The following is a 24214-nucleotide window of genomic DNA, read 5'->3' on the forward strand; positions in this document are numbered from 1 at the left end:
TGACCTAACTGATTGCATACTGGAATAACTTTCGCTACGTTGCGGGCTCGTTTTGACACGGAGTTTGTGATGTACCGTCATTTTTCTTTTGCTGCGGCCCTGTTAGCCGCTGCGTTTTCAGGCCCGGTTTTAGCCGAAGGCATCAACAGTTTTTCTCAGGCAAAAGCAGCAGGCGTCAAGGTTAACGCCGATGCGCCGGGCGATTTCTACTGCGGTTGTAAAATTAACTGGCAAGGCAAAAAAGGGGTCGTTGACCTCGAATCCTGCGGCTATAAAGTGCGAAAAAATGAAAACCGCGCCAGTCGAATTGAATGGGAGCACGTTGTCCCCGCCTGGCAATTTGGTCATCAGCGTCAGTGCTGGCAGGACGGAGGGCGTAAAAACTGCGCCAAAGATCCAGTCTATCGTAAGATGGAAAGCGACATGCATAACCTGCAACCTGCGGTGGGTGAGGTAAATGGCGATCGCGCTAACTTCATGTACAGCCAGTGGAACGGTGGCGAGGGTCAGTATGGGCAATGCGCCATGAAGGTTGATTTCAAAGAGAAAGTTGCCGAGCCGCCGGCCCGCGCCCGCGGTGCCATTGCTCGTACCTATTTTTACATGCGCGACCAGTACGATCTGACGCTCTCCCGCCAGCAAACTCAGCTTTTTAACGCCTGGAATAAGCAATATCCGGTCACCGACTGGGAGTGTGAGCGCGACGAACGCATTGCAAAGGTACAGGGGAACCATAACCCATATGTGCAACGCGCTTGCCAGGCGCAAAAGAGCTAACCTACACTAGCGTCAATATTTTTAACCATGCCCTGGCCTTTCGCAGCCCAGGGCCATGACGCGGATGTTTAACTATGCGCATTCCTCGCATTTATCACCCTAAGCCAATCACTTCCGGCAGCCAAATTTCACTGTGTGAAGATGCAGCCAACCATATCGGCCGCGTGCTGCGTATGGGACCGGGCCAGGCGCTACAGCTGTTTGATGGCAGCAATCAGGTATTCGACGCTGAAATCACCCACGCCAGTAAAAAAAGCGTGGACGTGAAGGTACTTAACGCTGAACTCGACGATCGTGAGTCGCCGTTGCACATCCACCTGGGTCAGGTGATGTCGCGCGGTGAAAAAATGGAATTCACTATCCAGAAATCGATCGAACTGGGTGTAAGCCTCATTACGCCACTTTTTTCTGAGCGCTGCGGCGTTAAACTGGACAGTGAACGCCTGAACAAGAAGCTCCAGCAGTGGCAGAAAATCGCCATTGCCGCCTGCGAACAGTGCGGTCGAAACCGGGTGCCCGAAATTCGCCCGGCAATGGATTTGGAAGCATGGTGCGCGGAACAGGACGAAGGTCTGAAACTGAACCTGCATCCGCGCGCCAGCGCCAGCATCAATACGCTGCCGCTGCCGGTGGAGCGCATCCGCTTGCTGATTGGCCCGGAAGGCGGGTTGTCGGCAGATGAAATTGTCATGACCGCACGTTATCAGTTTACTGATATTCTGTTAGGACCTCGCGTTCTGCGTACTGAGACAACCGCGCTCACCGCCATTACTGCGCTACAGGTGCGTTTTGGCGATCTGGGCTAAGGCATAAACGGAGAAGAAAATGATCAAGCTCGGCATCGTGATGGATCCCATCGCAAGCATCAACATCAAGAAAGATTCCAGCTTCGCTATGCTGCTGGAAGCGCAACGTCGCGGTTACGAAATTCATTATATAGAGATGGCCGATCTTTATCTGATCAACGGTGAAGCCCGCGCCCATACGCGTACCCTGAGCGTAGAGCAGAACTACGACAAATGGTATGAGTTCAAGAGCGAGCAGGATCTCCCGCTGGCAGACCTGGACGTTATTCTGATGCGTAAGGATCCGCCGTTTGATACCGAGTTCATCTACGCAACCTATATTCTGGAACGTGCAGAAGAAAAAGGCACGCTGATCGTCAACAAACCGCAGAGCCTGCGCGACTGCAACGAAAAGCTGTTCACCGCCTGGTTTGCCGATCTGACGCCGGAAACGCTGGTCACGCGTAACAAAGCGCAGCTGAAAGCCTTCTGGCAAAAACACAGCGACATCATTCTCAAACCGCTGGATGGTATGGGCGGCGCATCTATTTTCCGTGTGAAGGAAGGCGACCCGAACCTTGGCGTCATTGCTGAAACGCTGACCGAGCACGGTACCCGCTACTGCATGGCGCAGAACTATCTGCCAGCAATTAAAGATGGCGATAAACGCGTCCTGGTGGTCGATGGCGAACCCGTTCCTTATTGCCTGGCGCGTATTCCGCAGGGCGGCGAAACCCGTGGCAACCTGGCCGCTGGCGGTCGTGGCGAGCCGCGTCCATTAACCGACAGCGACTGGGAAATTGCACGTCGCATTGGGCCAACGCTGAAAGCGAAAGGTTTGATTTTTGTCGGTCTGGATATCATTGGCGATCGCCTGACGGAAATTAACGTTACCAGCCCAACCTGTATTCGTGAAATTGAAGCGGAGTTCCCGGTTTCGATTACCGGTATGCTGATGGATGCCATTGAGGCGCGTTTGCAGAAATAAATACGTTGCCGGATAGCGACGCCATCGCGTCTTATCCGGCCTGGAATTGCACCCCGCAGGCCGGATTAGGCGAAGCCGTCATCCGGCAATGCTATCTTCAAGAGGGTGACATCTTCGAGCTTTGCCCACATACTGGGCTCTGTTGCTTTTTTGAACCAGGAAACAGAACCTCTGACAATGAATTTACAGCATCACTTTCTTATTGCCATGCCTGCTCTCCAGGATCCGATTTTCCGCCGTTCCGTGGTGTACATCTGTGAACATAATGAAAACGGAGCAATGGGGATTATCGTTAATAAGCCTCTGGAAAACTTACAAATTGAAGGGATTCTGGAAAAGCTGAAGATTACCCCAGAAGAACGCGATCCGGCCATTCGTCTGGATAAACCAGTGATGCTTGGCGGCCCGCTGGCGGAAGACCGTGGATTTATTCTCCACACTCCACCGTCACGCTTTGCCTCCAGTATTCGCATCTCAGATAACACCATCATCACAACCTCCCGCGATGTACTAGAAACCCTGGGTACGCAGGAGCAACCGTCCGAAGTGCTGGTTGCGCTGGGTTATTCATCATGGGAAAAAGGTCAACTGGAACAAGAGCTACTGGATAACGCCTGGCTCACGGCGCCCGCAGACCTCAATATCTTATTCAAAACGCCGATTGCCGACCGCTGGCGCGATGCGGCGAAGCTTATCGGGATAGATATTCAGACCATGCCTGGCGTGGCGGGACATGCCTGATGAGCGGAACATTACTCTCTTTTGATTTTGGTACGAAAAGTATTGGTGTTGCTGTTGGTCAGCGCATTACCGGTACGGCCAGACCGTTGCCCGCCATTAAGGCGCAGGACGGTACGCCAGACTGGAGTTTGATTGAACGCCTGCTGAAAGAATGGCAGCCAGATGAAATCATTGTCGGCCTACCACTCAACATGGATGGCACAGAACAGCCCCTTACCGCGCGCGCGCGTAAGTTCGCTAACCGTATTCACGGTCGCTTTGGCGTAACCGTAACGCTGCACGATGAACGCTTGAGCACCGTCGAAGCCCGCTCCGGCCTGTTCGAACAAGGCGGATACCGGGCGTTGAATAAAGGCAAAGTAGATTCCGCTTCTGCCGTGGTCATCCTCGAAAGCTATTTCGAGCAGGGTTACTAAATCCGTCCCTGCGCCTGACGCTGCTGCTGACTTTGTGCAAATGTCTGCATACCTGTCTGCTGCCCGGTTTGAATTACGCCGGGCAGCTGATGCGTTTTCCCTTCACGAATCAAATTGCACACGGCAGGCGTGTTGACGAGCAGCTCAAATAGCGCCACGCGTCCTCCCTGCTTATCTTCCTCCAGCTTTTGCGAAAGTACCGCCCGCAGGCTGTCTGCTAACTGGTTACGCACCGGATCCTTCTCTGTTGCCGAAAAGGTGTCCACCAGCCGCGCGATGGCCTGTGCCGCCCCTCGCGTATGTAACGTTGCCAGCACCAGATGCCCGGTTTCCGCTGCCGTTAACGCCAGACGAATGGTTTCCGCGTCGCGCAGTTCGCCCAGCAAAATGACGTCGGGATCTTCACGCAGCGCGCCGCGTAAACCGGCGGCAAAAGAAGCGCAGTGTACGCCCACCTCCCGTTGTTGAATAAGACAACGCTGGCTGGTGTAGCGATATTCAATCGGGTCTTCCAGCGTCAGAATATGCCCTGCAACATGCTGATTAAGGTACTCTACCATCGCCGCCAGGGTCGTTGATTTACCGCTACCGGTAGCGCCTGTCACCAGAATTAACCCATTTTCACTGCGCAGCAGTTCAGGTATGACGTCAGGGGTCTGGAGATCGTCTAAACGTGGACAATCAAGCGGGAGCAATCTTAGCGCCAGTGAGGTTCCCTGTTGATGAACAAAAGCACTGGCGCGCAGCCGCTGGGAACCTGCCAGCGCAATAGCAAAATCTACCTGCCCCTGTTCCCGCCACTGTACCTGTTGTTGCTCACTGAGCCAGCACATCAGCAGATTCTCCACGTCAGGCGTAGTAAAGGGTGCGATTTCGACTTTTCCACGTATGCGCCAGCGCGCAGGCCATGCATTGCACAGGTGTAGATCCGACACGTTATGCTTTACACTAAGGGCCACTATTTCTTCCATATTCATATGAACATCCTCGGAAAATGAACGATATCGCGCATAACCTGGCACATGTCCGGGACAAAATCTCAGCCGCCGCGACGCGTTGCGGGCGGTCTTCAGAAGAAGTTACGTTGCTTGCAGTCAGTAAAACCAAACCTGCGAGCGCCATCGAAGAAGCCATTACCGCAGGGCAGCGTGCCTTCGGTGAAAACTATGTGCAGGAAGGGGTGGATAAAATCCGCTACTTCCAGGAAAAAGGCGTCAACGATCTGCAGTGGCACTTTATCGGCCCGCTGCAGTCCAACAAAAGTCGTCTGGTCGCCGAGCACTTTGACTGGTGCCATACGATCGACCGTCTGCGTATCGCTGCCCGTCTGAGTGAACAGCGCCCGGCGGAACTGCCGCCGCTCAATGTACTGATTCAAATTAATATCAGCGATGAGAACAGTAAGTCAGGCATTCCGCTGGCAGAGCTTGATGCACTGGCCGCTGAAGTCGCTGCACTGCCGCGCATTACCCTGCGTGGTCTGATGGCGATTCCGGCTCCAGAGTCAGATTATGTAAGGCAGTTTGAAGTTGCACAGCAAATGGCGGTAGCATTTGCCGGGTTGAAAACACGCTACCCAGGCATCGACACTCTCTCACTGGGAATGTCTGATGATATGGATGCCGCCATCGCGGCGGGTAGCACGATGGTGCGCATTGGCACTGCCATTTTTGGTGCTCGTGATTACACTAAAAAATAAGGAAAACTAAGGAACACCATGAATACGTTGACCTTCCTGCTCTCAACGGTAATTGAGCTGTATACCATGGCGCTGCTGCTGCGCGTGTGGATGCAATGGTCTCGCTGCGATTTTTACAACCCGTTCTCGCAGTTTATAGTGAAAATCACTCAGCCCATCATTGGGCCGTTACGCCGCATTATTCCCCCGATGGGACCGATCGACAGCGCATCGGCATTAGTTGCGCTCGTTCTCAGCTTTATCAAAGCAATCGTGCTGTTTAAGGTGGTCACGTTCCAGCCGATCATCTGGATCGCCGCCGTACTGATTGTCCTGAAGACTATCGGGCTACTGATTTTCTGGGTGCTGCTGGTGATGGCAATTATGAGCTGGGTCAGCCAGGGCCGCAGTCCTGTAGAGTACGTGCTGATTCAACTGGCAGATCCGCTGCTGCGTCCTATCCGTCGCATACTTCCAGGCATGGGCGGGATCGATTTCTCCCCAATGATTCTGGTTCTGCTGCTCTACGTTATTAACATGGGCATCGCGGAAGTGTTACAGGCGACAGGCAACATGCTGCTGCCGGGGCTGTGGATGGCGCTATGAGTGCCGTTACACCCTGCGACGACGGTCTGGTTTTACGGCTCTACATTCAGCCTAAAGCCAGCCGTGACAGTATTGTGGGTTTACATGGCGACGAAGTTAAAGTCGCCATTACCGCCCCACCGGTAGATGGCCAGGCCAATAGCCATCTGGTGAAGTTTCTCGGCAAACAGTTCCGTGTGGCAAAAAGCCAGGTCGTCATTGAGAAGGGCGAGCTTGGTCGTCACAAACAGGTTAAAATCATTCATCCGCAACAGATCCCGCCCGAAATTGCGGCGTTAACTGATTAGGTATCCCATGCAAAAAGTTGTCCTCGCGACCGGCAATGCCGGTAAAGTGCGTGAACTCGCCTCTCTTCTGAGTGATTTCGGTCTTGATGTTGTTGCCCAAACGGAACTGGGTGTTGATTCTGCAGACGAGACCGGGCTGACGTTTATTGAGAACGCCATTCTGAAGGCGCGTCATGCCGCGCAAATTACCGGCTTACCGGCCATTGCTGATGACTCAGGTCTGGCAGTAAATGCCCTTGGCGGCGCGCCGGGTATCTATTCAGCCCGCTATTCCGGCGAAGATGCGACCGATCAGCAGAACCTGGAAAAACTGCTTCACACCCTGCAGGATATTCCTGATGACAAGCGCCAGGCGCAGTTCCACTGCGTGCTGGTGTATATGCGCCATGCAGACGATCCAACGCCTGTTGTTTGCCACGGAAGCTGGCCGGGCGTGATTACCCGTGAACCTGCCGGAAACGGTGGTTTTGGCTACGACCCGATCTTCTTTGTGCCGTCTGAAGGGAAAACCGCAGCCGAACTGACCCGTGAAGAAAAGAGTGCAATTTCTCACCGCGGACAGGCGCTAAAGCTGCTGCTGGATGCCCTGCGTAATGGTTAAGCTTCCGCCGCTAAGTCTTTATATTCACATCCCGTGGTGCGTGCAGAAATGCCCGTACTGCGACTTCAACTCGCATGCGCTAAAGGGCGAAGTCCCTCATGATGACTATGTGCAGCATCTGCTGAGCGATCTGGATACTGAGGTGGCCCATGCCCAGGGCCGTGAAGTAAAGACGATTTTTATCGGTGGTGGCACGCCGAGCCTGCTTTCTGGCCCGGCGATGCAAACGCTGCTCGACGGCGTGCGAGCACGGCTGAATCTGGCCGAAGATGCAGAAATCACGATGGAGGCGAATCCCGGGACGGTGGAAGCCGATCGCTTTGTGGATTATCAACGCGCTGGCGTCAACCGTATCTCGATTGGCGTACAGAGCTTTAGCTCCACCAAACTCGAACGTCTGGGACGTATTCACGGGCCGGAAGAAGCCAAACGAGCAGCACACCTGGCGAGCGGTCTGGGGCTACGCAGCTTTAATCTCGATCTGATGCATGGTTTGCCGGATCAGACGCTGGAAGAGGCGCTGGGTGATTTACAGCAGGCAATCGCGCTCAACCCACCGCATCTTTCCTGGTATCAGTTGACCATCGAACCCAACACGCTGTTCGGTTCCCGACCGCCGGTTTTACCGGACGATGACGCGCTGTGGGATATTTTTGAGCAAGGCCACCAGCTACTGACCGCCGCGGGATATCAGCAGTACGAAACCTCAGCCTACGCCAGACCGGGTTATCAGTGTCAGCACAACCTTAACTACTGGCGTTTTGGCGACTATCTTGGCATTGGCTGCGGCGCACACGGTAAGATAACATTCCCTGACGGACGCATCCTGCGCACCACCAAAACACGGCATCCGCGTGGGTATATGCAAGGGCGTTATCTCGAAAGCCAGCGCGATGTCGCCGAAGCCGATAAGCCGTTCGAGTTCTTCATGAATCGTTTCCGGCTGCTGGAAGCCGCGCCTCGCGCGGAGTTCACGCAATATACCGGTCTTACCGAAGACGTTATTCGTCGACAGATCGATGAGGCTATTTCCCTGGGCTACCTGAGTGAATGCGATGAATACTGGCAGATTACCCAACACGGTAAGCTGTTCTTGAATTCGCTGCTGGAGCTGTTTCTGGCGGAGTGATGGCTGGTGAACGTAGGCCTGATAAGCGTAGCGCCATCAGGCAAATTGCCGGATGGCGGCTGCGTCTTATCCGGCCTACAGGGTTAGGGCGGTAAGCGCAGCCACCTTCATCGATTAATACTGATTAAACATTTCCTGGATCTGCTTAGGATCCTTGGTTTGAGTCAGCGCAAGCTGCAGCAGAACACGTGCTTTTTGCGGGTTCAGGGAACCTGAAGCCACAAATCCGTATTTTGCATCATCAACTTCTGCATCCTGTGTAGTGGCGCCCGTTGGTACACGGGATGAACGCACTACAACGGTACCTTTATGCGCGGCGGTTGCCAGCGTATCGAAAATGGTTTTATACAGGTTACCGTTACCTACACCCGCACTGACGATCCCAGCGTAACCCGCATCCACCAGCGCTTTTGCCGGCAGATCGGAGGCATTAGCGTAGTTATAAACAATCCCAACTTTCGGCAGTTCGGTCAGCTTAGATACATCGAACGGAGTAGACGTGGTGTGCTTACGCGCAGGCGTACGCTGGTAGTCGATTTTACCGTTATGGATGTAACCCAACGGGCCGTAGTTAACAGATTTGAAGGTAGCAACGTCGGTAGTGTTGGTTTTAGTCACGTCGCGACCATCCATAACGGTGTCGTTCATCACCACCAGCACTCCGCGGTTGGCAGAGGCTTTGTCTGCGGCAGTGACTACCGCGTTATACAAGTTGAACGGGCCATCAGCGCTCATACCCGTAGATGGACGCATTGCGCCGACCAGTACCACCGGCTTATTGCACTTAACGGTCAGGTCGAGGAAATAGGCAGTTTCTTCCATGGTATCCGTACCATGAGTTACCACGAAGCCGTCGGTTTTATCACACTCGGTATTAATCTTTTTCGCCAGCGTTAACCAGACTTCGTCATTCATATCCTGGGAGCCGATATTCACCACCTGCTCGCCTTTCACGACAGCGATATCTTTCAATTGAGGTACGGCCTCAACCAGATTTTCTACGCCAACCTTGCCTGCCGTGTAGTTAGATTTTGTCGCGGAATCACCGCCGCCGGCAATCGTCCCACCGGTCGCTAAAATGGTGATGTTTGGCAGTGCAAGCGCCGCGCCGCTGAAACCCATAACCAGTGCAGCAAGTGCCGTCTTCTTGAAAAACTCCATGTTATTTCTCCAGTTACTTGAATTTGCAGCATTATGTCTATCCTACAGATGAATAATGTGACGAGATCCAATTAACCAGATTTATATCTCCGCCAAATTGCCATTCTTAGAGATGGATATCAAAAAAACAGAAATATACAAAATAAAACGGCACAGAATGTTTCTGTGCCGTTAAGAAGAGGTGAAGATTATTTCAGAGTGCTAACCAGCGTTTTACGATCGTTTTCCAGCGTCACGACGCGGGCACAAACATCTTTGCCAAACTGCTGGAAGTCTTGTTCCTGATTCTTCCATTCGTTCTGAATTGAGGTTTGCAAACCACCGAGACTCCCGAGCACGCCCTGCAGCGGATTACCACCGCCTTTGAGCACGGCTTTCGCCCCCATCTCGTTGATGCTGTCCTGCAAAATGCCGCCCATCGCCTGATTGACCAGCTGTTGTCCGTCCGCGCGGACCTGATCAATCGCCTTATAATGGAAAGTCAGGCCATCAGTTCGATGTTCGATGATGCGGTTCATCTGCGCTTTCAATTGCGCATCCAGCTTGGTTAAGCGGCCACGCATGTTGCTGCTTTCACCGACCTCTTTGGCGATGATTTTGTCCAGCGCCACGCGACCTTTCTCTACGCGCGCTCTGGCACCTTCGTCGATCCACGGCAGGCTGCTACGCAACGCCGCCTGATAATCTTTGGCCTGCTCACGCTGTGCGGCGTTCAGGTTGTACTGTTTACCGTTGAAGGTGACATCGCCGGCCTGGGTAATAACCAGGTCGCCATTTTCACCCTTCACCTGCACCGTTTGTGGGCTCAAAATCACATCGTCACGCGGGGTGACGCTGCACTGGTAATCTGCATGTGCGGCCATCGCCGTGAACGTTAGGACTGCCGCCAGCAGCGTTTTGCGCATCATATCTTTCCCTCAATACAAATCGGGTCGGCATTTGCCGACCCTGTGCTACTTAGTCCCACCAAATATCGAAAAGTTCGCTGGTACGCACTTCTTCGAGTTTGTGCTCTTCCAGCCACTTACGCACGATTGCCTGGTGTTCTTCGGTGCATTTGCCGATTTCCTGCAGACAGATCAGACCTTCCCAGGCCAGATAGCCGCTGCCGTCAAAAGCCAGCTTGTTCGGTTCGATGACTTCATTGATAAAGTCATCAACGATTTGATCGACCTGCTCTCCAGATGTACCTTCCGGGAAACGCCATGCAACCGAAAATCCTACTTCCTGGAATTCTTCGATGTGCATCTTTTTACGCAGACGACGGCTACGGTTCTTTGCCATTATTTCACCCTCTCGAACATTAAGTCCCATACGCCGTGGCCAAGACGATGACCACGTTGTTCAAATTTGGTTACCGGGCGCGATTCCGGGCGCGGTACATAATCGTTACTCTCTGACTGGTTTTTATACCCGTCAATCGAGGACATCACTTCAAGCATGTGCTCCGCATACGCTTCCCAGTCGGTCGCCATATGGAACACGCCGCCCAGCTTCAGCTTACTTAAGATATGCTCAGCAAACGGTACCTGAACGATACGGCGTTTATTATGACGTGCTTTGTGCCATGGGTCAGGGAAAAACAGCTGAACCATAGATAAAGAATTGTCAGGAATCATTTTATGCAGGACTTCAACGGCATCATGGCACATGACGCGCAGGTTCTCGACACCCTCTTCATGGGCTGAAGCCAGACACGCACCAACGCCAGGTGAGTGAACCTCAATGCCGAGGAAATTCTGTTCCGGACGCGCTTTCGCCATTGCAACCAGCGACGCTCCCATACCAAAACCGATTTCCAGCGTGACTGGCGCGTCACGGCCAAACAGTTCTGCGAAATCTACAGGCTCTTCGCTGAACTCAACGCCCATCACCGGCCAGTAGTTTTCCAGCGCGTGTTCCTGCCCTTTCGTCAGTCGCCCCTGGCGACGAACAAAACTACGAATCCGGCGCAGAGGGCGGCCGTTTTCATCAAATTCCGGTGAAATGACGTCGTTCTTCATAAAAGTTTAGTCTGCTGTGTTTGAGTTCTGAAAACGGGCATTATCCAAAGTTAGTTGCCGGATGCAAGTAAAGGAAGAAAGTGAGCAGCGGAAAGTTCCGGTTTACACCCCGTTGCCGCTGTGCTGCAATCTTGCCCCCGGCAATAATGAAACGGTAATCATGCAAGCGTCTCAATTTTCGGCTCAGGTTTTGAGCTGGTACGACAAATACGGGCGGAAAACGCTGCCCTGGCAAATTGACAAGACGCCTTACAAAGTATGGCTCTCTGAGGTAATGCTGCAACAAACTCAGGTTGCGACCGTTATCCCTTATTTTGAGCGCTTTATGGCGCGCTTCCCAACGGTAACGGATTTAGCCCATGCGCCGCTGGATGAAGTTCTGCATTTGTGGACCGGGCTGGGTTATTACGCCCGTGCGCGTAATCTGCATAAAGCCGCTCAGCAGGTTGTGACGCTGCATAGCGGTATATTTCCGCAAACCTTTGATGAAGTAGCCGCCCTACCTGGCGTCGGACGTTCAACCGCAGGCGCGATCCTTTCTCTCTCTCTGGGTCAGCATTTTCCGATTCTCGACGGTAACGTCAAACGCGTGCTGGCTCGCTGTTATGCTGTAAGCGGCTGGCCGGGTAAAAAAGAGGTCGAAAAGAAGCTGTGGGAGCTGAGTGAGCAAGTTACGCCGGCCCAGGGTGTTGAGCGTTTTAATCAGGCGATGATGGATTTAGGCGCCATGGTCTGTACGCGCTCAAAACCTAAATGTTCCCTGTGTCCGTTGGAAAATGGCTGTGTGGCGAGCGCCAATGCAAGTTGGGCGCTGTATCCCGGTAAAAAGCCCAAACAGACGCTACCGGAACGAACGGGCTATTTTTTACTAATGCAGCATGATGACGAAGTGCTGCTTGCACAGCGACCGCCCAGCGGCTTATGGGGTGGTTTATACTGTTTTCCGCAGTTTGACGACGAAGATGGACTGCGCAACTGGCTGGCGCAACGACAAATTAACGCAGATAATCTGACCCAACTTAATGCGTTTCGCCATACCTTTAGCCATTTCCACTTAGATATTGTGCCTATGTGGCTTCCCGTGTCTTCATTCACCTCATGCATGGATGAAGGCAACGCGCTCTGGTATAACTTAGCGCAACCGCCGTCGGTCGGACTGGCGGCTCCCGTGGAGCGTTTGTTACAGCAATTACGTGCCGGTACACACGTTTAACGTACCGGACGATAGAGAGGACTTTTTATGAGCAGAACGATTTTTTGCACTTTCCTGCAACGCGAAGCAGAAGGCCAGGATTTTCAGCTGTACCCGGGCGATCTGGGAAAACGCATTTATAACGAGATTTCTAAAGAAGCATGGGCGCAATGGCAGCATAAACAGACCATGCTGATTAACGAGAAAAAACTCAATATGATGAACGTCGAACACCGTAAGTTACTGGAACAGGAGATGATTAACTTCCTGTTTGAAGGTAAGGATGTGCATATTGAAGGCTATACGCCAGAATCATAAGAACCGTTGCCGGATGGCGCTGCGCTTATCCGGCCTACGTTTTAATCTGGTCCTTGCAAACAACAAACACAACACGCACTCCCGGAATGATGAAAAAATTTCTCGCGCTTGCCGTTATTGCGCCGTTGCTCATCTCCTGTTCCAGTTCGACCAAAAAAGGCGATTCCTATAACGAAGCCTGGGTCAAGGATACCAACGGTTTTGATATTCTGATGGGGCAATTTGCCCATAATATTGAGAATTTGTGGGGATTTAAGGAAGTGCTGATTGCGGGTCCGAAGGACTACGTCAAGTATACCGATCAGTATCAAACCCGCAGCCACATCAACTTTGATGACGGTACGATAACCGTCGAGACCATTGCCGGGACAGATCCCGCTGGACACCTGCGTCGAGCGATTATCAAGACATTGCTGATGGGCGATGATCCGGGTTCTATCGACCTCTATTCCGATGTCGACGACATTAAGATTTCCAAAGAACCATTCCTGTACGGACAGGTGGTCGATAATACCGGCCAGCCCATTCGTTGGGAGGGACGTGCCACCAACTTTGCCAACTACCTGCTGCAAACACGGCTTAAAAGCCGCAGCAATGGCCTGCGTATCATCTATAGCGTGACAATCAACCTGGTGCCTAACCACCTTGATAAGCGCGCGCATAAATACGTCGGTATGGTGCGTCAGGCTTCACGTAAGTATGGCGTCGACGAGTCGCTGATTCTGGCTATCATGCAAACCGAATCCTCATTTAACCCGTATGCGGTGAGCCATGCCGATGCGCTGGGACTGATGCAGGTGGTACAGCACAGCGCAGGGAAAGATGTATTCCGCTCGCAGGGGCGCTCAGGCACGCCGAGCCGTAGCTTCTTGTTTGATCCGGCCAGTAACATTGATACCGGTACGGCCTATCTGGCAATGCTCAACAATGTCTATTTGGGCGGTATCGATAATCCGACCTCACGTCGCTATGCGGTAATCACCGCGTATAACGGCGGTGCGGGCAGCGTGCTACGCGTGTTCTCGAACGATAAAATTCAGGCCGCGAATATCATTAACAGCATGTCTCCTGGTGACGTTTATCAAACGCTGACCACCCGACATCCCTCTGCTGAATCACGCCGATACCTTTACAAGGTCAATTCCGCACAAAAATCATATCGACGCCACTAATGTATCCCTCTTCAGCCCTCTAAAACGGGGGCCTGAAGCACCAAAAATGTTAACTCCATCACTCTTTTGCTTTGCAATCAGAAATTGTTTGCAAATATTTGTCACAGGTAACAAAAAAAGAGTGCCTCTCATTGATAGAATCACATCATATAGCCACGGCAAATGTGCCTTTTAAAACATTCATCCGCATTACGGTGTGAGGAAATTAACATGAATCTTAAGCTGCAGCTGAAAGTTCTCTCGTTTCTGCAGTTCTGCTTATGGGGTAGTTGGCTCACTACCCTCGGCTCCTATATGTTTGTCACCCTGAAATTCGATGGTGCATCCATTGGCGCGGTGTATAGCTCGCTGGGGATCGCCGCCGTGTTTATGCCAACGCTGTTAGGGATCGTGGCCGATAAATGGATCAGTGCGAAGTGGGTTTACGCCCTTTGCCACCTGGTCGGCGCAGGAACGCTGTTTGCCGCAGCCGAAGTCACCACGCCAGGGGCAATGTTCTTTGTGATCTTGCTTAACTCCCTGGCCTATATGCCAACACTGGGGCTAATCAACACCATCTCCTACTATCGCCTGCAATCTGCCGGGATGGATATCGTTACCGACTTCCCGCCAATTCGTATCTGGGGCACCATCGGCTTTATTCTGGCGATGTGGGCCGTGAGCTTCTCCGGCTTTGAACTGAGCCATATGCAGCTGTATATCGGTGCGACATTGTCCCTGGTACTGGTACTGTTCACCCTGACGCTGCCGCATATTCCGGTTGCCAATCAGCAGAAAAACCAGAGCTGGACATCAATGCTCGGTCTGGATGCTTTCGCGCTGTTTAAAAACAAGCGTATGGCGATTTTCTTCATCTTCTCAATGATGCTGGGCGCAGAGCTGCAGATTACCAATATGTTTGGTAACACCTTCCTGCACAGCTTCGATAACAACCCACTGTTCTCCGGTAGCTTTATCGTGGAACACGCATCGGTGATGATGTCGATTTCACAGATTTCCGAGACGCTGTTTATCCTGACCATCCCGTTCTTCTTAAGCCGTTACGGTATTAAGAACGTGATGCTTATCAGTATTGTGGCGTGGATGCTGCGCTTCGGCCTGTTTGCCTACGGCGATCCAACGCCGTTCGGTACCGTGCTGCTGGTTCTGTCGATGATTGTTTACGGCTGCGCCTTCGACTTCTTCAACATCTCTGGTTCTGTGTTCGTGGAGAAAGAAGTACGCCCTGAAATCCGCGCCAGCGCACAGGGTATGTTCCTGATGATGACCAACGGCTTCGGTTGTATTCTGGGCGGACTGGTGAGCGGTAAAGTCGTTGAACACTATACGCTGAACGGTATTACCGACTGGCAGACTGTGTGGTTGATCTTCGCAGGTTACTCGCTGGTTCTGGCTTTTGCCTTCGTTGCGCTGTTTAAATACAAACACGTACGCGTTCCAGCAGGCACCCAGACTATCGCGCACTAACTTTTACGCAGAGAAAAGCGGGTTGCCAAAAGGTAACCCGCTTTTTTTGCGCTTACTTCACAACATATCCATACAGGCGCTTAATACCGTCTGTATCCGTTTCACTGTAAACACCTTGCAGCTCCGGCGAGAAGCCTGGCAGCAGGTTTACGCCCTCTTCCAGCGCCAGGAAATATTGCTGTACCGCCCCACCCCATACTTCGCCCGGTACCACGCACAGCACGCCCGGAGGATAAGGCAGCGCACCTTCCGCCGCAATGCGGCCAGCTGCTTCACTAATCCGCACCAGTTCAACATCACCACGGATAAAAGCGCTGTTCGCATCCTGTGGGTTCATCGCCACGGCAGGTAAACTTTCCTGACGGAACATCGCTTTTTGCAGATCTTTCACATCAAAGCTGACGTACAGTGAGTGCATCTCCTGGCACAGTTCACGCAGCGTGTAATCCCGATAGCGTACCGGATACTTATTGAAGATGGTTGGCAGCACATCTGCCAGCGGCGTATCGTCTTCAATATGCTGCTCAAACTGCGCCAGCATCGCCACCAGTTGCGCCAGTTTCTCTGCGCTTTCTGCCGGGGTCAGCAGGAACAGAATCGAGTTAAGGTCGCATTTCTCCGGCACGATGCCGTTTTCACGCAGGTAATGCGCCAGAATCGTCGCCGGAATACCAAACTCGGTATATTGCCCGGTTTGTGCGTCAATGCCCGGAGTGGTTAACAGCAGTTTGCAAGGGTCAACGAAATACTGGTCGCGCGCGTAGCCGGAAAAACCATGCCATTTAGCACCTGGTTCGAAGCTAAAGAAGCGACGCTCGCTGGCAATCACCTGCGTCGGATAGCTTTCCCACGGTTTGCCATCGACTACCGGGGGAACAAACGGCTGAATCATCTTACAGCGGGTAATAATCGCTTTACGGGCCTCAATGCCCAGCGTCACACACTCCGCCCACAGCCGACGACCGCTCTCGCCTTCATGGATTTTGGCGTTAACGTCCAGCGCCGCAAACAGCGGGTAAAACGGACTGGTAGAAGCATGCAGCATAAATGCATTATTCAGACGCTTATGCGGGCAGAACCGCGCCTGACCGCGAATATGGTTATCCTTTTTGTGGATCTGCGAGGTTTGCGAGAATCCGGCCTGCTGTTTGTGTACCGACTGGGTGACAAAGATCCCCGGATCGTTAGCATCGAGATCCAACAGCAGCGGTGACCCATCGGCCATCATCGGAATAAATTGTTCGTAGCCGACCCATGCTGAGTCAAACAGGATGTAATCACACAGATGACCGATCTTGTCGATCACCTGCCGGGCATTGTAGATCGTACCGTCATAAGTGCCGAGCTGAATGATCGCCAGACGGAACGGGCGCGGTTGTTCTGCCTTTTGCGGCGCAATATCACGAAGTTGCTGGCGCAGATACTCCTCATCAAAGCAGTGCTCGTCAATGCCGCCAATAAAGCCAAACGGATTACGCGCCGCTTCCAGATACACCGGCGTCGCACCCGCCTGGATCAGCGCACCGTGGTGGTTCGACTTATGGTTATTACGGTCAAATAGCACCAGATCGCCGCGCGTCAGCAGCGCATTGGTTACTACTTTATTGGCCGCAGAGGTCCCGTTCAGCACAAAGTAGGTTTTATCCGCGTGGAAAACTTTCGCAGCAAATTTCTGCGCATGTTTCGCCGAGCCTTCATGAATCAGCAGATCGCCAAGCTTAACGTCGGCGTTGCACATATCCGCGCGAAACAGATTCTCACCAAAGAACTCGTAGAAATGGCGCCCCGCGGGATGCTTTTTAAAGAACTCACCGTGTTGATGTCCTGGGCAGGCAAATGTGCTGTTCCCCATCTCGACATACTGAGTCAACGTGTCATAGAACGGCGGCAGCAAATCTTCTTCATACTGACAGGCAGCAGACTCCAGCTCCAGCCAGTCCTGCGCCTGACCGCGAATGACCGCATTCACGCCCGCCGGCAGATCAACATCCGACTCTGCGAACAGAAACACGGGTATATGAAAACCGGTGCGTTTCAGCAAAGCAAGGATCCCGCTGCGGCTATCCGCAACGGTAATGACGACTGCCGCAACGTCAGTAAAATCAGTACTGTCCAGCGACACCACCTGACGATGGCTGGACAGACGAGAAACCAGTTCTCCACTGGCGGCAATTTTCATTGATTTCATAAGCGCAATAACCCGTTTCGGGAAAATCAAAAGTCCCGGACAAAGCCACATTGCTTTGCCCACGAAATGACAGGTCAAACTGGTTACCAGCCCCGACCGCCAGACATCAGTAAAAGCAGATAGCCTCTGATTTTACTGTTATCCTGCAGTGAGCGTGCGCTGCCCTCACCGCATGGTGGGAGCGTAAAGATAAGTCGCAGGAAGGGGCAAACGTCGCGCAAAAAGGCGATGTTGAAGGCGATGTTGAAGGCGATGTAGGGGGAGTAATATCATCCCAGGCAGCCCCATTCAGACAGGAGAAAATTCGCGCAATCATGGCACCTTTCACTTTCAGGCGCAAGATAAAATCCGGAGCCTGAACCTCACAGATAAACAAGCATTTCGCCTGTCAATCGCGGCATAATAATGCAATCTGAAAACATATTTTACCCAGAGAATTGCCTTTAGCATCAAGACGATAATGGGTATGCAGGAGCAAACGTGGTAATTGGACCCTTTATTAATGCTGGCGCCATTTTATTTGGTGGTGTTCTCGGCGCACTACTCAGCCAGCATTTACCGGAACGCATTCGTGCCTCCATGACCTCCATATTCGGACTGTGCTCTTTGGGAATTGGTATTTTGCTGGTTATCAAGTGCGCTAACCTACCGGTGATGGTCCTGGCTACGTTAGTCGGTGCATTAATTGGCGAGTTCTGTTATCTGGAAAAAGGGATCAATACCGCGGTTGCCAAAGCGCAGCAGCTTTTCACCCGGTCGGATGCCAACACCACACACGAATCCTTCATCCAGAGCTATGTGGCCATCATCGTGCTATTTTGCGCCAGTGGTACCGGGATCTTCGGGGCGATACATGAAGGGATGACCGGCGACCCGAATATTTTAATCGCGAAGTCGTTTCTTGATTTCTTCACGGCCATCATTTTTGCCTGTTCATTAGGTATCGCGGTATCGGCAATTTGTGTACCAATGCTGGCAATCCAGCTAACGCTTGCCACCTGCGCAGCACTTATTTTGCCCCTGACGACGCCAGCCATGATGGCCGATTTCAGCGCCGTAGGTGGACTGCTGTTGTTGGCAACCGGTTTACGTATTTGTGGAATCAAAATGTTTGCGGTTGTGAATATGCTTCCTGCCCTTCTGCTGGCAATGCCGCTTTCCGCCGCGTGGACGGCATTTTTTGCCTGAGAATGCGTGCAATAGCAACAATGTGGTGATAGATTGTGCAGTCTGCGTTGATTTGAAGAAATTTCGTTGACGAAACGAAGCGAATCGGTTTTAATGCGCCTCGTTGCCCGGATAGCTCAGTCGGTAGAGCAGGGGATTGAAAATCCCCGTGTCCTTGGTTCGATTCCGAGTCCGGGCACCACTATTTAGAAGAACCCGCCTATGGCGGGTTTTTTGCTTTTGGCGAAACGGACTCTTCATCGAACTTCGTTTGATTATTCGCCGCCAGCGGCTCACCCCTTCGGGGCCAGCGCGACAAGCGCGCTGTTCAACGCTTACAGCGTTAATCCGAGTCCGGGCACCACTATTCAAAGAACCCGCCCAAAAGGCGGGTTTTTGCTTTTGGAGAATAGTCACTATTCTCTCCTCACCGAACTTTGTTTCAACAGCGCATAACGATTAAGAAGCTGATTAATCCGCATATCAAGTTGCTGATACAAAGCGGGTGATACACTTCCCTGCTTTTTTAACTCCTCATCAATTTGGCGCAATAACTCTTCTGTCGGCGGCGATTGGTCAAGCTGGCGGCGGATAGTGAAAATGGCTGATTTCAGCTCCGAACCCGTCAGATATTTACCTTTACGTTCATCAAGCGAATTTAGCTGGGCAGTTAACGCCTCCAGCCCCTGCTGGGCATGATGCCAGTTTTGCAGAGCACTTTCCGGCAACGCTTCCGTGTTTAACTGTTTCTGTAATCCGCTGGCGAATACCGTAGTCTGCGATTCTTCCGGCCACAGGGTGACTAATTGCTGTGCTAATGATGCGGCATATTCTCTTGACCACAAAGGTGACAGGCGATGTAAAACGTCCAATTGCCCTTGCGTTGCGGCGATTAATTCCTGTTTCTTCTCTTTCAAATCTGAGGAATGTTTCAATGTGGACAATTGTTCAGGTGTCAGCCCCCGTGGCAATGGCTGAACCAGTTCAAATCTGTCGTCCCACATAGGGCTGATACCAAGAAAAGTGCCTGTACTCACCACTGCCGTAGCCATGACACCGATGGCGAATCCCAACCACATTCGCCGGGGTCGATGAACGCTTTGAGTAGCAAACTCCGCTGAGCTTGATTGATCGGGCGACGATGCTTCATTAACCACAAAGACCAACTGTGGCAAAGATGTCTCAGCGTGATTAGTCGTACCTGAAGCCGGTATCATCACAGCGGTGGATCCCGAATCCGCTTCAGACTTCTCCAGGCGTAAAGCTGCGTTATGCATCCAGGTAACGACAGCGTCTAGTTTACTTAACGTTTTTAACTCAAGGCGTTGCAGCACCTCACAGACATGTTTCAGACTCTGCTCAACCCGATACACCATTGATAAATCCGCATATGACAACGTTAGCGTGCGTAATTCTTGCTGTAAACGAGCTGACAGCCATGCCAATATTTCAACGCGGGCATGGGTTTGCTGCGGCCATATTACGCTCCAGTGATGCGTCAGTAATGCCTCCAGCAGTTCCGCGCTTTCGGCTAGCCCAGCCAAACCTGCGCTACGAATTCTGGCGACGGTGTACCAGGCCAGTGTTTGCAGTTCGACTCCGTTATGACGAAACAGAGCCAGGCTTAACTGTTCCACCTTTTGCCAGTCAACATCCGGGCGTGCGGGGTGAGTCAGCTTGCTGATTTCATCGCGTAAATGACCAAACTCCGTGAAAGCACGCGGATCGCCGCCGGTGCTGATGCGATTCTTTTCCATGTCAGTACACTCCCGTCTCAAGCCACCCCTGCTTCTTAAGATGACGAATAAGAACCCGCCCCTCAGGGGTAAAATCAGTGCCATAGCGCACAATGCCAAGATCATGAAGTTCCGCATCAATGGAATAACGCAAATGCCCCGGCATTTCCTGCTCCTGCATCGTTACCTGAATGTCTTTTAGTCGCGGTTCATACTTCAACAAAACCTGAGAAAGCGTGCTGATAAGCTGATGTGCTGTTCCCGGCATACCCTGGAGGATTTTGGTCATATCCGGCAGACCATAATCGGGTAAATGTTTGAGGCTACCGGCACGAGTATTCAAAATGCGCTGCATATTATCGAGGACGGACAAGATGACCTGCGTATTTTCGCTGACTGCGAGCAAAGGAAAACCACCGGAAAAATTACCCAGCAAGATGTCATAAAGAGAAGGCTGTTTAATCATTACTCATCCTCCGGCATCAGGAGAACCAGAGCCTGAGAATTTAATTCAATCGCTCGCGCCTTATCAGGATCGAGATCTTCACGACGTAATACCACACGCCATGAATCTTCAGACTGATCGGGAGAAATAAACATTCCCGCCACGGCAACATATTGCGCTTCGTTTTCGAATGGAATATCGACAGCTACGCTTTCACCTGGTTGTACCCGAACATCTCTCTGAGCCAATAAATCTGCTTTAACCACCGTGCTGTCTTGTGCAAATAAAGACTGATAATTAGCCGAGTCAAATGCTTTACGATCTTTGAGTTGGTAAATACGCACGACCGTCGAAAGCGCTATGCCCTGCGCATTTTTATTTGCGGCTTCTCTGGCGGAAAGATCCAAATGCAGGGTTTTAATTTCCTTATAAAAAATCGACTTCGTTAATGACACGGTACCTTCAGATACTTTTTGTGTCAGACCACACCCAGTAACTAAACTGACCATTCCGGTTATTACGGCAAAATTAATAGCGATAATCGCCAGTCTCATCGGCTTCCCTCCGTTGAACATGTTGAGTAAGGCTCTGCCAAAGCCCAAGCTTAATTGTTATAAATTGATTCTTCGCTTCCTGGTTATCCAGACGCATCACAGCAGTGCGGCCAAGCTGAACTGCGTGCTCGCTTTTATTACTGGTAAGATGAGCATCCGGAAGCACCGATCGAGGAATGCGTAATTGCAGTCTCGCATTCACTCTGGCACCTAAATAAACGTGCATCAGCGCGAGAAAATCATGGTAAAGCTGGCCACCCGGTAACCATTCGCGAGCCTCATCGGGAACGTCCGTTGTAAGCGTAATTAGCACCTGACTGTTAATATCTACGGCGCTACTTCCCATCACCGGACGAGAATGGAGGCTAACGGGTTGCCGCACACTCATTTTTAACGCCTTATCCAGCAGGATTAAGCGTTTATCATGAGGGGCCACGGTGGTATTTGTTGTTGGCGATAATAAAGAAACCAGCGCGGATATACCTTCTGCCGTACGCGTTGGCATTCTCATTATTCCCAGCAGCGCCAAAAAGCGCGATATCGGGGTAGCTGTTTGTGTGGCGCACCCCTGAATTCCCAGCCCAGTCAACCCCAGCAAATATTGTGAAGTCTCATCTGTCGCGCCTGAGCGAAAAGTCGCTGGATAGCTGTATTTACGCCAGATTCGATAAAACTGCGTAATTAAGCGATGGTTAAAAATATCCAGAAACTCAGCGGCAACGTCCGCACCTTCCTGACGCTGGGCAATATCATCCTGATAGGTTGTCGGCAGCGGCGATTCCACGCCATACAGCCCCATAAAAGTGACACGAACCGTTGGTGGAAGTGTGGGTTGCTGCGGATCATATTCTGCACTTTTTATTTCACCCGCCGGGAATCCCATCCCCGGATGAGGGCGAAAACGAATGGTATCGAAACGTGGGCTTTGTTGGCTTCCGGGACAGGGCGCTTGTGGATCCCACTGTTCCAGCAACTGACAGAAACGATAAAAATTAGTACGGGGTAGGTGTTCGCCAAGGCTCGTTAGCAACCGGGTAGTCGCTGATTGTGATTCTCTTTCCATCGCAAGCTTTTCCCTGCCGGCTGTATGATTAAAGTAAGCTGATTAAACAAATGTATATCCGCATACAATGCAAAAAAGCGGTTAAGCATTTCACCAAACAAATGAATATCGCCTTCGCCTGTAAATCCGTTTTCATCAAGCGTTACTTCGATGTCCACACCACGGAGTAGAAATCCTTTTTCAAAGCGCTGTATTTCATGTTGTTGAACATCCATGATCGCATCCAGACGACGATAATTAAGTTCATCATCCTGCCAGTTATAGAGAGACAACGTTCCTTTAAGCACTTCAGCGCTGGCCATCATATTCAGAAAGCTGGATCCCAGGTGACTCAACACTCGCCAGTGAAAACGATCCTCAGCGGGAGGGTAAGCAGGTAGCGTCGGTTTAGACAGATTGCGAACGGCAAGCGGCGTCTGGAGTATCTGCTCACAACGATTGAGCAATGTACTTTGCAAAGCTCGCCGCGGTAGCTGACCGTTTGTTCCGGTCACTTTCAAAGACAAGGTTTCATACTCAGCAAGGCGATCCCGCTCCCAGGCATCTCCCCCGAGGATCAGCCATGTATCATATAATCCGGATACGCCGCGTCTGACACGAGTATGGTAATAACGCTCAGGTGCGTTACGGCGCATCATGCCTCCCTTGTGGCGAAAACTGGTGAAAGGGGCATAAACGGCGTTACGCGTTCGCTGTGATCCTGAAACCGCATCGACTGCAAAAATTTCCGTGTGGCCATCTTGCAACCTTCGCGGACGCAGCAAATATTCGCTTTCCAGACCATTAACTACCAGCGGATCGGCTTCGATAGTGAAAAGATTAATAACCGGAACGCAATGAAGACGGATGTTTTCACTCCCCACAGGAAGCTCAGAACTCCACTGTTGAGTCAGTACCGCTTCTATTTCAAAGCAGTCTATACCCGCAGGAAACGATATCTTTTCCAGACCGTTAAGATGGACAAACATAAATTTTTCGCGGAACGTAAAATACTCAAGCAACAATTGCCAGCCGCCAAACGCCGTATCGCCTTTTGGCCACAAACTGTCTTCATCGGCAAATCCGCCCGGGGAAAAGTAACCCTCCAGTCGAATACGTTCTACGCTGTTGGGGAGTCTCAAATAAAGAGAAGCCAGACGCTTTGTCAAAGCAAGGTGCAGCGCGTGGGTCACCGGCGCGTCACCGCTGAGGTAAAGGCTGAGACGCGTCAGATCGGTTTGCGACCAGTCCATCTGTGGATTGCACTTTATTCGCATACGGATGACCGAGCGCCCATCAGGTTCGGCATCGATTTTCACCGCCGCGACAGACAGCGGATTAAGTGTGACGGGCTGAGTAGTACGATACTGACATACCGTTTTTTTAGGGCCAACGGGCTGTGACAATACGCCAAACTTCGCGTTAATCCGCTCACTCATTTTTAGAACATCAATATCTGGTAAAAGCTCGACAATACTTAAGGAGGGAATGGTACGTAAATAATGTGGCCACAGCAGACTCATCAACCCTTCGGTAAATTCAGGGAGATGATCGTCTATTTTGGCGCGCAATCGCCCCATCGAAAATGCAAAACCTTCAAATAATCGTTCCACATAGGGATCGGGGATGCCAGCTTTATCCAGATCCAACATGGCTGCACGATCCGGATGCGCCTGCGCAAACTCTTTTGCCGCTTCCCTTAAATAACGCATTTCCGCGTCATAATAACGCAGAGTTAAATCTTCCATTTTACAGTTCGCT

The 24214-nt window shown here is 51.7% G+C and carries 26 protein-coding genes and 1 tRNA gene; 16 read left to right on the plus strand and 11 right to left on the minus strand.

The genetic code is table 11. The features are described 5' to 3' along the window. The first annotated feature begins 69 nt into the window (after positions 1–69). The 5 genes from endA (at position 70) to ruvX (ending at position 3707) form a co-directional block, all read left to right on the plus strand. Positions 70–777: a deoxyribonuclease I gene (gene endA, locus OGY37_RS01780; protein ID WP_008785767.1), complete on the plus strand. Its 708-nt coding sequence runs from the start codon at positions 70–72 to the stop codon at positions 775–777. Between the two features lie 74 nt (positions 778–851). Further along, complete coding sequence (gene rsmE, locus OGY37_RS01785) at positions 852–1583, plus strand: 16S rRNA (uracil(1498)-N(3))-methyltransferase (protein ID WP_286619901.1); 732 nt, start codon at positions 852–854, stop codon at positions 1581–1583. A gap of 19 nt (positions 1584–1602) precedes the next feature. Next, the gene (gene gshB, locus OGY37_RS01790; RefSeq protein ID WP_286619903.1) at positions 1603–2550 is read left to right on the plus strand and encodes a glutathione synthase; all 948 of its coding nucleotides are present in this window, start codon (positions 1603–1605) and stop codon (positions 2548–2550) included. A 177-nt stretch (positions 2551–2727) separates the two neighbouring features. Further along, positions 2728–3291 (plus strand): YqgE/AlgH family protein, encoded by a 564-nt coding sequence (locus OGY37_RS01795; protein ID WP_003027086.1) that lies wholly within the window; start codon positions 2728–2730, stop codon positions 3289–3291. After that, positions 3291–3707, plus strand: a complete 417-nt coding sequence (ruvX, locus tag OGY37_RS01800; RefSeq protein WP_008785771.1) for a Holliday junction resolvase RuvX — start codon at positions 3291–3293, stop codon at positions 3705–3707. The genes OGY37_RS01795 and ruvX overlap by 1 nt, the downstream gene beginning before the upstream one ends. On the opposite strand, the gene OGY37_RS01805 is transcribed toward ruvX, so the two are convergent. Further along, positions 3704–4684 carry a type IV pilus twitching motility protein PilT gene (locus OGY37_RS01805; protein ID WP_286619905.1) on the minus strand — a complete coding sequence of 327 codons (981 nt, stop codon included), beginning with the start codon at positions 4682–4684 and terminating at the stop codon, positions 3704–3706. The two genes, ruvX and OGY37_RS01805, sit on opposite strands and share 4 nt — an antisense overlap. Before the next feature lie 17 nt (positions 4685–4701). Here OGY37_RS01805 and OGY37_RS01810 point away from each other — a divergent pair, with 17 nt between their 5' ends. From OGY37_RS01810 to hemW, 5 genes are read left to right on the plus strand one after another with little or no spacing between them, the layout of a single operon-like run. After that, entirely contained in the window at positions 4702–5406 is a 705-nt protein-coding gene (locus OGY37_RS01810) for a YggS family pyridoxal phosphate-dependent enzyme (RefSeq protein WP_057067562.1), read from the plus strand. A gap of 18 nt (positions 5407–5424) precedes the next feature. Further along, on the plus strand, positions 5425–5991 hold the full coding sequence (locus tag OGY37_RS01815; protein ID WP_003825417.1) for a YggT family protein: 567 nt from the start codon (positions 5425–5427) through the stop codon (positions 5989–5991). Next, positions 5988–6278 carry a DUF167 family protein YggU gene (gene yggU, locus OGY37_RS01820; protein ID WP_003027101.1) on the plus strand — a complete coding sequence of 97 codons (291 nt, stop codon included), beginning with the start codon at positions 5988–5990 and terminating at the stop codon, positions 6276–6278. Before OGY37_RS01815 ends, yggU begins: the two co-directional genes overlap by 4 nt. Positions 6279–6285: 7 nt before the next feature. Continuing rightward, positions 6286–6879 carry an XTP/dITP diphosphatase gene (locus OGY37_RS01825; protein ID WP_003825414.1) on the plus strand — a complete coding sequence of 198 codons (594 nt, stop codon included), beginning with the start codon at positions 6286–6288 and terminating at the stop codon, positions 6877–6879. Beyond that, on the plus strand, positions 6872–8008 hold the full coding sequence (hemW, locus tag OGY37_RS01830) for a radical SAM family heme chaperone HemW (RefSeq protein WP_126317427.1): 1137 nt from the start codon (positions 6872–6874) through the stop codon (positions 8006–8008). The genes OGY37_RS01825 and hemW overlap by 8 nt, the downstream gene beginning before the upstream one ends. A 114-nt stretch (positions 8009–8122) precedes the next feature. Here hemW and ansB read toward each other — a convergent pair whose 3' ends face one another. The 4 genes from ansB to trmB all read right to left on the minus strand — a co-directional run bounded on the left by ansB (position 8123) and on the right by trmB (position 11172). Continuing rightward, the gene (ansB, locus tag OGY37_RS01835; RefSeq protein WP_003027108.1) at positions 8123–9169 is read right to left on the minus strand and encodes an L-asparaginase 2; all 1047 of its coding nucleotides are present in this window, start codon (positions 9167–9169) and stop codon (positions 8123–8125) included. Between the two features lie 188 nt (positions 9170–9357). Beyond that, the gene (locus OGY37_RS01840) at positions 9358–10077 is read right to left on the minus strand and encodes a YggN family protein (protein ID WP_079938671.1); all 720 of its coding nucleotides are present in this window, start codon (positions 10075–10077) and stop codon (positions 9358–9360) included. Positions 10078–10126: 49 nt separating this feature from the next. Beyond that, the gene (locus tag OGY37_RS01845; RefSeq protein ID WP_003027115.1) at positions 10127–10453 is read right to left on the minus strand and encodes a YggL family protein; all 327 of its coding nucleotides are present in this window, start codon (positions 10451–10453) and stop codon (positions 10127–10129) included. Next, positions 10453–11172 carry a tRNA (guanosine(46)-N7)-methyltransferase TrmB gene (gene trmB, locus OGY37_RS01850; protein WP_003825406.1) on the minus strand — a complete coding sequence of 240 codons (720 nt, stop codon included), beginning with the start codon at positions 11170–11172 and terminating at the stop codon, positions 10453–10455. The genes OGY37_RS01845 and trmB overlap by 1 nt, the downstream gene beginning before the upstream one ends. Positions 11173–11332: 160 nt before the next feature. Here trmB and mutY point away from each other — a divergent pair, with 160 nt between their 5' ends. The 4 genes from mutY (at position 11333) to OGY37_RS01870 (ending at position 15321) form a co-directional block, all read left to right on the plus strand. Continuing rightward, a complete protein-coding gene (gene mutY / locus OGY37_RS01855) occupies positions 11333–12385 on the plus strand; it encodes an A/G-specific adenine glycosylase (RefSeq protein WP_128611816.1) in 1053 nt (350 codons plus the stop codon). Between the two features lie 27 nt (positions 12386–12412). Further along, positions 12413–12682 carry an oxidative damage protection protein gene (locus OGY37_RS01860; RefSeq protein WP_003027126.1) on the plus strand — a complete coding sequence of 90 codons (270 nt, stop codon included), beginning with the start codon at positions 12413–12415 and terminating at the stop codon, positions 12680–12682. A gap of 86 nt (positions 12683–12768) precedes the next feature. Continuing rightward, positions 12769–13854, plus strand: coding sequence for a membrane-bound lytic murein transglycosylase MltC (gene mltC / locus OGY37_RS01865; RefSeq protein ID WP_003825397.1), 1086 nt, complete (start codon positions 12769–12771; stop codon positions 13852–13854). A 210-nt stretch (positions 13855–14064) separates the two neighbouring features. After that, positions 14065–15321, plus strand: a complete 1257-nt coding sequence (locus tag OGY37_RS01870) for a nucleoside permease (RefSeq protein ID WP_008785778.1) — start codon at positions 14065–14067, stop codon at positions 15319–15321. A gap of 52 nt (positions 15322–15373) precedes the next feature. Here OGY37_RS01870 and OGY37_RS01875 read toward each other — a convergent pair whose 3' ends face one another. Then, positions 15374–17509 carry an ornithine decarboxylase gene (locus OGY37_RS01875; protein WP_149281250.1) on the minus strand — a complete coding sequence of 712 codons (2136 nt, stop codon included), beginning with the start codon at positions 17507–17509 and terminating at the stop codon, positions 15374–15376. 480 nt (positions 17510–17989) lie between these two features. Between OGY37_RS01875 and OGY37_RS01880 the strand changes: the two genes are divergently transcribed. Next, complete coding sequence (locus OGY37_RS01880) at positions 17990–18697, plus strand: DUF554 domain-containing protein (protein WP_003825390.1); 708 nt, start codon at positions 17990–17992, stop codon at positions 18695–18697. Between the two features lie 105 nt (positions 18698–18802). Next, a tRNA-Phe gene (locus tag OGY37_RS01885) sits at positions 18803–18878 on the plus strand. Positions 18879–19092: 214 nt separating this feature from the next. Here the strand turns inward: OGY37_RS01885 and OGY37_RS01890 are convergent. The 5 genes from OGY37_RS01890 to tssF are packed head-to-tail and all read right to left on the minus strand — an operon-like array spanning position 19093 to position 24201. Further along, positions 19093–20433 (minus strand): VasL domain-containing protein, encoded by a 1341-nt coding sequence (locus OGY37_RS01890; RefSeq protein WP_286619907.1) that lies wholly within the window; start codon positions 20431–20433, stop codon positions 19093–19095. Between the two features lies 1 nt (position 20434). Next, on the minus strand, positions 20435–20878 hold the full coding sequence (tssE, locus tag OGY37_RS01895; protein ID WP_149282108.1) for a type VI secretion system baseplate subunit TssE: 444 nt from the start codon (positions 20876–20878) through the stop codon (positions 20435–20437). Beyond that, positions 20878–21411, minus strand: coding sequence for a type VI secretion system lipoprotein TssJ (gene tssJ / locus OGY37_RS01900; protein WP_286619909.1), 534 nt, complete (start codon positions 21409–21411; stop codon positions 20878–20880). Before tssJ ends, tssE begins: the two co-directional genes overlap by 1 nt. After that, complete coding sequence (gene tssG, locus OGY37_RS01905) at positions 21386–22474, minus strand: type VI secretion system baseplate subunit TssG (protein WP_149282109.1); 1089 nt, start codon at positions 22472–22474, stop codon at positions 21386–21388. Before tssG ends, tssJ begins: the two co-directional genes overlap by 26 nt. Continuing rightward, positions 22435–24201 (minus strand): type VI secretion system baseplate subunit TssF, encoded by a 1767-nt coding sequence (gene tssF, locus OGY37_RS01910; protein ID WP_286619911.1) that lies wholly within the window; start codon positions 24199–24201, stop codon positions 22435–22437. Before tssF ends, tssG begins: the two co-directional genes overlap by 40 nt. Between the last annotated feature and the right edge of the window lie 13 nt (positions 24202–24214).

This window comes from Citrobacter sp. Cpo030 (genome assembly GCF_030333005.1).
In the GTDB taxonomy this organism is placed as follows: domain Bacteria; phylum Pseudomonadota; class Gammaproteobacteria; order Enterobacterales; family Enterobacteriaceae; genus Citrobacter; species Citrobacter portucalensis.

Bases quoted from the DNA above. Each gene is read 5' to 3' on its own strand.
- ruvX (WP_008785771.1), top strand. From the start codon at position 3,291: ATGAGCGGAACATTACTCTCTTTTGATTTTGGTACGAAAAGTATTGGT.
- tssF (WP_286619911.1), bottom strand. From the start codon at position 24,201: ATGGAAGATTTAACTCTGCGTTATTATGACGCGGAAATGCGTTATTTA.
- hemW (WP_126317427.1), top strand. From the start codon at position 6,872: ATGGTTAAGCTTCCGCCGCTAAGTCTTTATATTCACATCCCGTGGTGC.
- trmB (WP_003825406.1), bottom strand. From the start codon at position 11,172: ATGAAGAACGACGTCATTTCACCGGAATTTGATGAAAACGGCCGCCCT.
- OGY37_RS01890 (WP_286619907.1), bottom strand. From the start codon at position 20,433: ATGGAAAAGAATCGCATCAGCACCGGCGGCGATCCGCGTGCTTTCACG.
- mutY (WP_128611816.1), top strand. From the start codon at position 11,333: ATGCAAGCGTCTCAATTTTCGGCTCAGGTTTTGAGCTGGTACGACAAA.
- gshB (WP_286619903.1), top strand. From the start codon at position 1,603: ATGATCAAGCTCGGCATCGTGATGGATCCCATCGCAAGCATCAACATC.
- OGY37_RS01805 (WP_286619905.1), bottom strand. From the start codon at position 4,684: ATGAATATGGAAGAAATAGTGGCCCTTAGTGTAAAGCATAACGTGTCG.
- OGY37_RS01860 (WP_003027126.1), top strand. From the start codon at position 12,413: ATGAGCAGAACGATTTTTTGCACTTTCCTGCAACGCGAAGCAGAAGGC.
- tssE (WP_149282108.1), bottom strand. From the start codon at position 20,878: ATGATTAAACAGCCTTCTCTTTATGACATCTTGCTGGGTAATTTTTCC.
- mltC (WP_003825397.1), top strand. From the start codon at position 12,769: ATGATGAAAAAATTTCTCGCGCTTGCCGTTATTGCGCCGTTGCTCATC.
- OGY37_RS01795 (WP_003027086.1), top strand. From the start codon at position 2,728: ATGAATTTACAGCATCACTTTCTTATTGCCATGCCTGCTCTCCAGGAT.
- yggU (WP_003027101.1), top strand. From the start codon at position 5,988: ATGAGTGCCGTTACACCCTGCGACGACGGTCTGGTTTTACGGCTCTAC.
- OGY37_RS01840 (WP_079938671.1), bottom strand. From the start codon at position 10,077: ATGATGCGCAAAACGCTGCTGGCGGCAGTCCTAACGTTCACGGCGATG.
- ansB (WP_003027108.1), bottom strand. From the start codon at position 9,169: ATGGAGTTTTTCAAGAAGACGGCACTTGCTGCACTGGTTATGGGTTTC.
- OGY37_RS01815 (WP_003825417.1), top strand. From the start codon at position 5,425: ATGAATACGTTGACCTTCCTGCTCTCAACGGTAATTGAGCTGTATACC.
- OGY37_RS01845 (WP_003027115.1), bottom strand. From the start codon at position 10,453: ATGGCAAAGAACCGTAGCCGTCGTCTGCGTAAAAAGATGCACATCGAA.
- OGY37_RS01810 (WP_057067562.1), top strand. From the start codon at position 4,702: ATGAACGATATCGCGCATAACCTGGCACATGTCCGGGACAAAATCTCA.
- OGY37_RS01875 (WP_149281250.1), bottom strand. From the start codon at position 17,509: ATGAAATCAATGAAAATTGCCGCCAGTGGAGAACTGGTTTCTCGTCTG.
- endA (WP_008785767.1), top strand. From the start codon at position 70: ATGTACCGTCATTTTTCTTTTGCTGCGGCCCTGTTAGCCGCTGCGTTT.
- tssJ (WP_286619909.1), bottom strand. From the start codon at position 21,411: ATGAGACTGGCGATTATCGCTATTAATTTTGCCGTAATAACCGGAATG.
- rsmE (WP_286619901.1), top strand. From the start codon at position 852: ATGCGCATTCCTCGCATTTATCACCCTAAGCCAATCACTTCCGGCAGC.
- OGY37_RS01825 (WP_003825414.1), top strand. From the start codon at position 6,286: ATGCAAAAAGTTGTCCTCGCGACCGGCAATGCCGGTAAAGTGCGTGAA.
- OGY37_RS01870 (WP_008785778.1), top strand. From the start codon at position 14,065: ATGAATCTTAAGCTGCAGCTGAAAGTTCTCTCGTTTCTGCAGTTCTGC.
- tssG (WP_149282109.1), bottom strand. From the start codon at position 22,474: ATGGAAAGAGAATCACAATCAGCGACTACCCGGTTGCTAACGAGCCTT.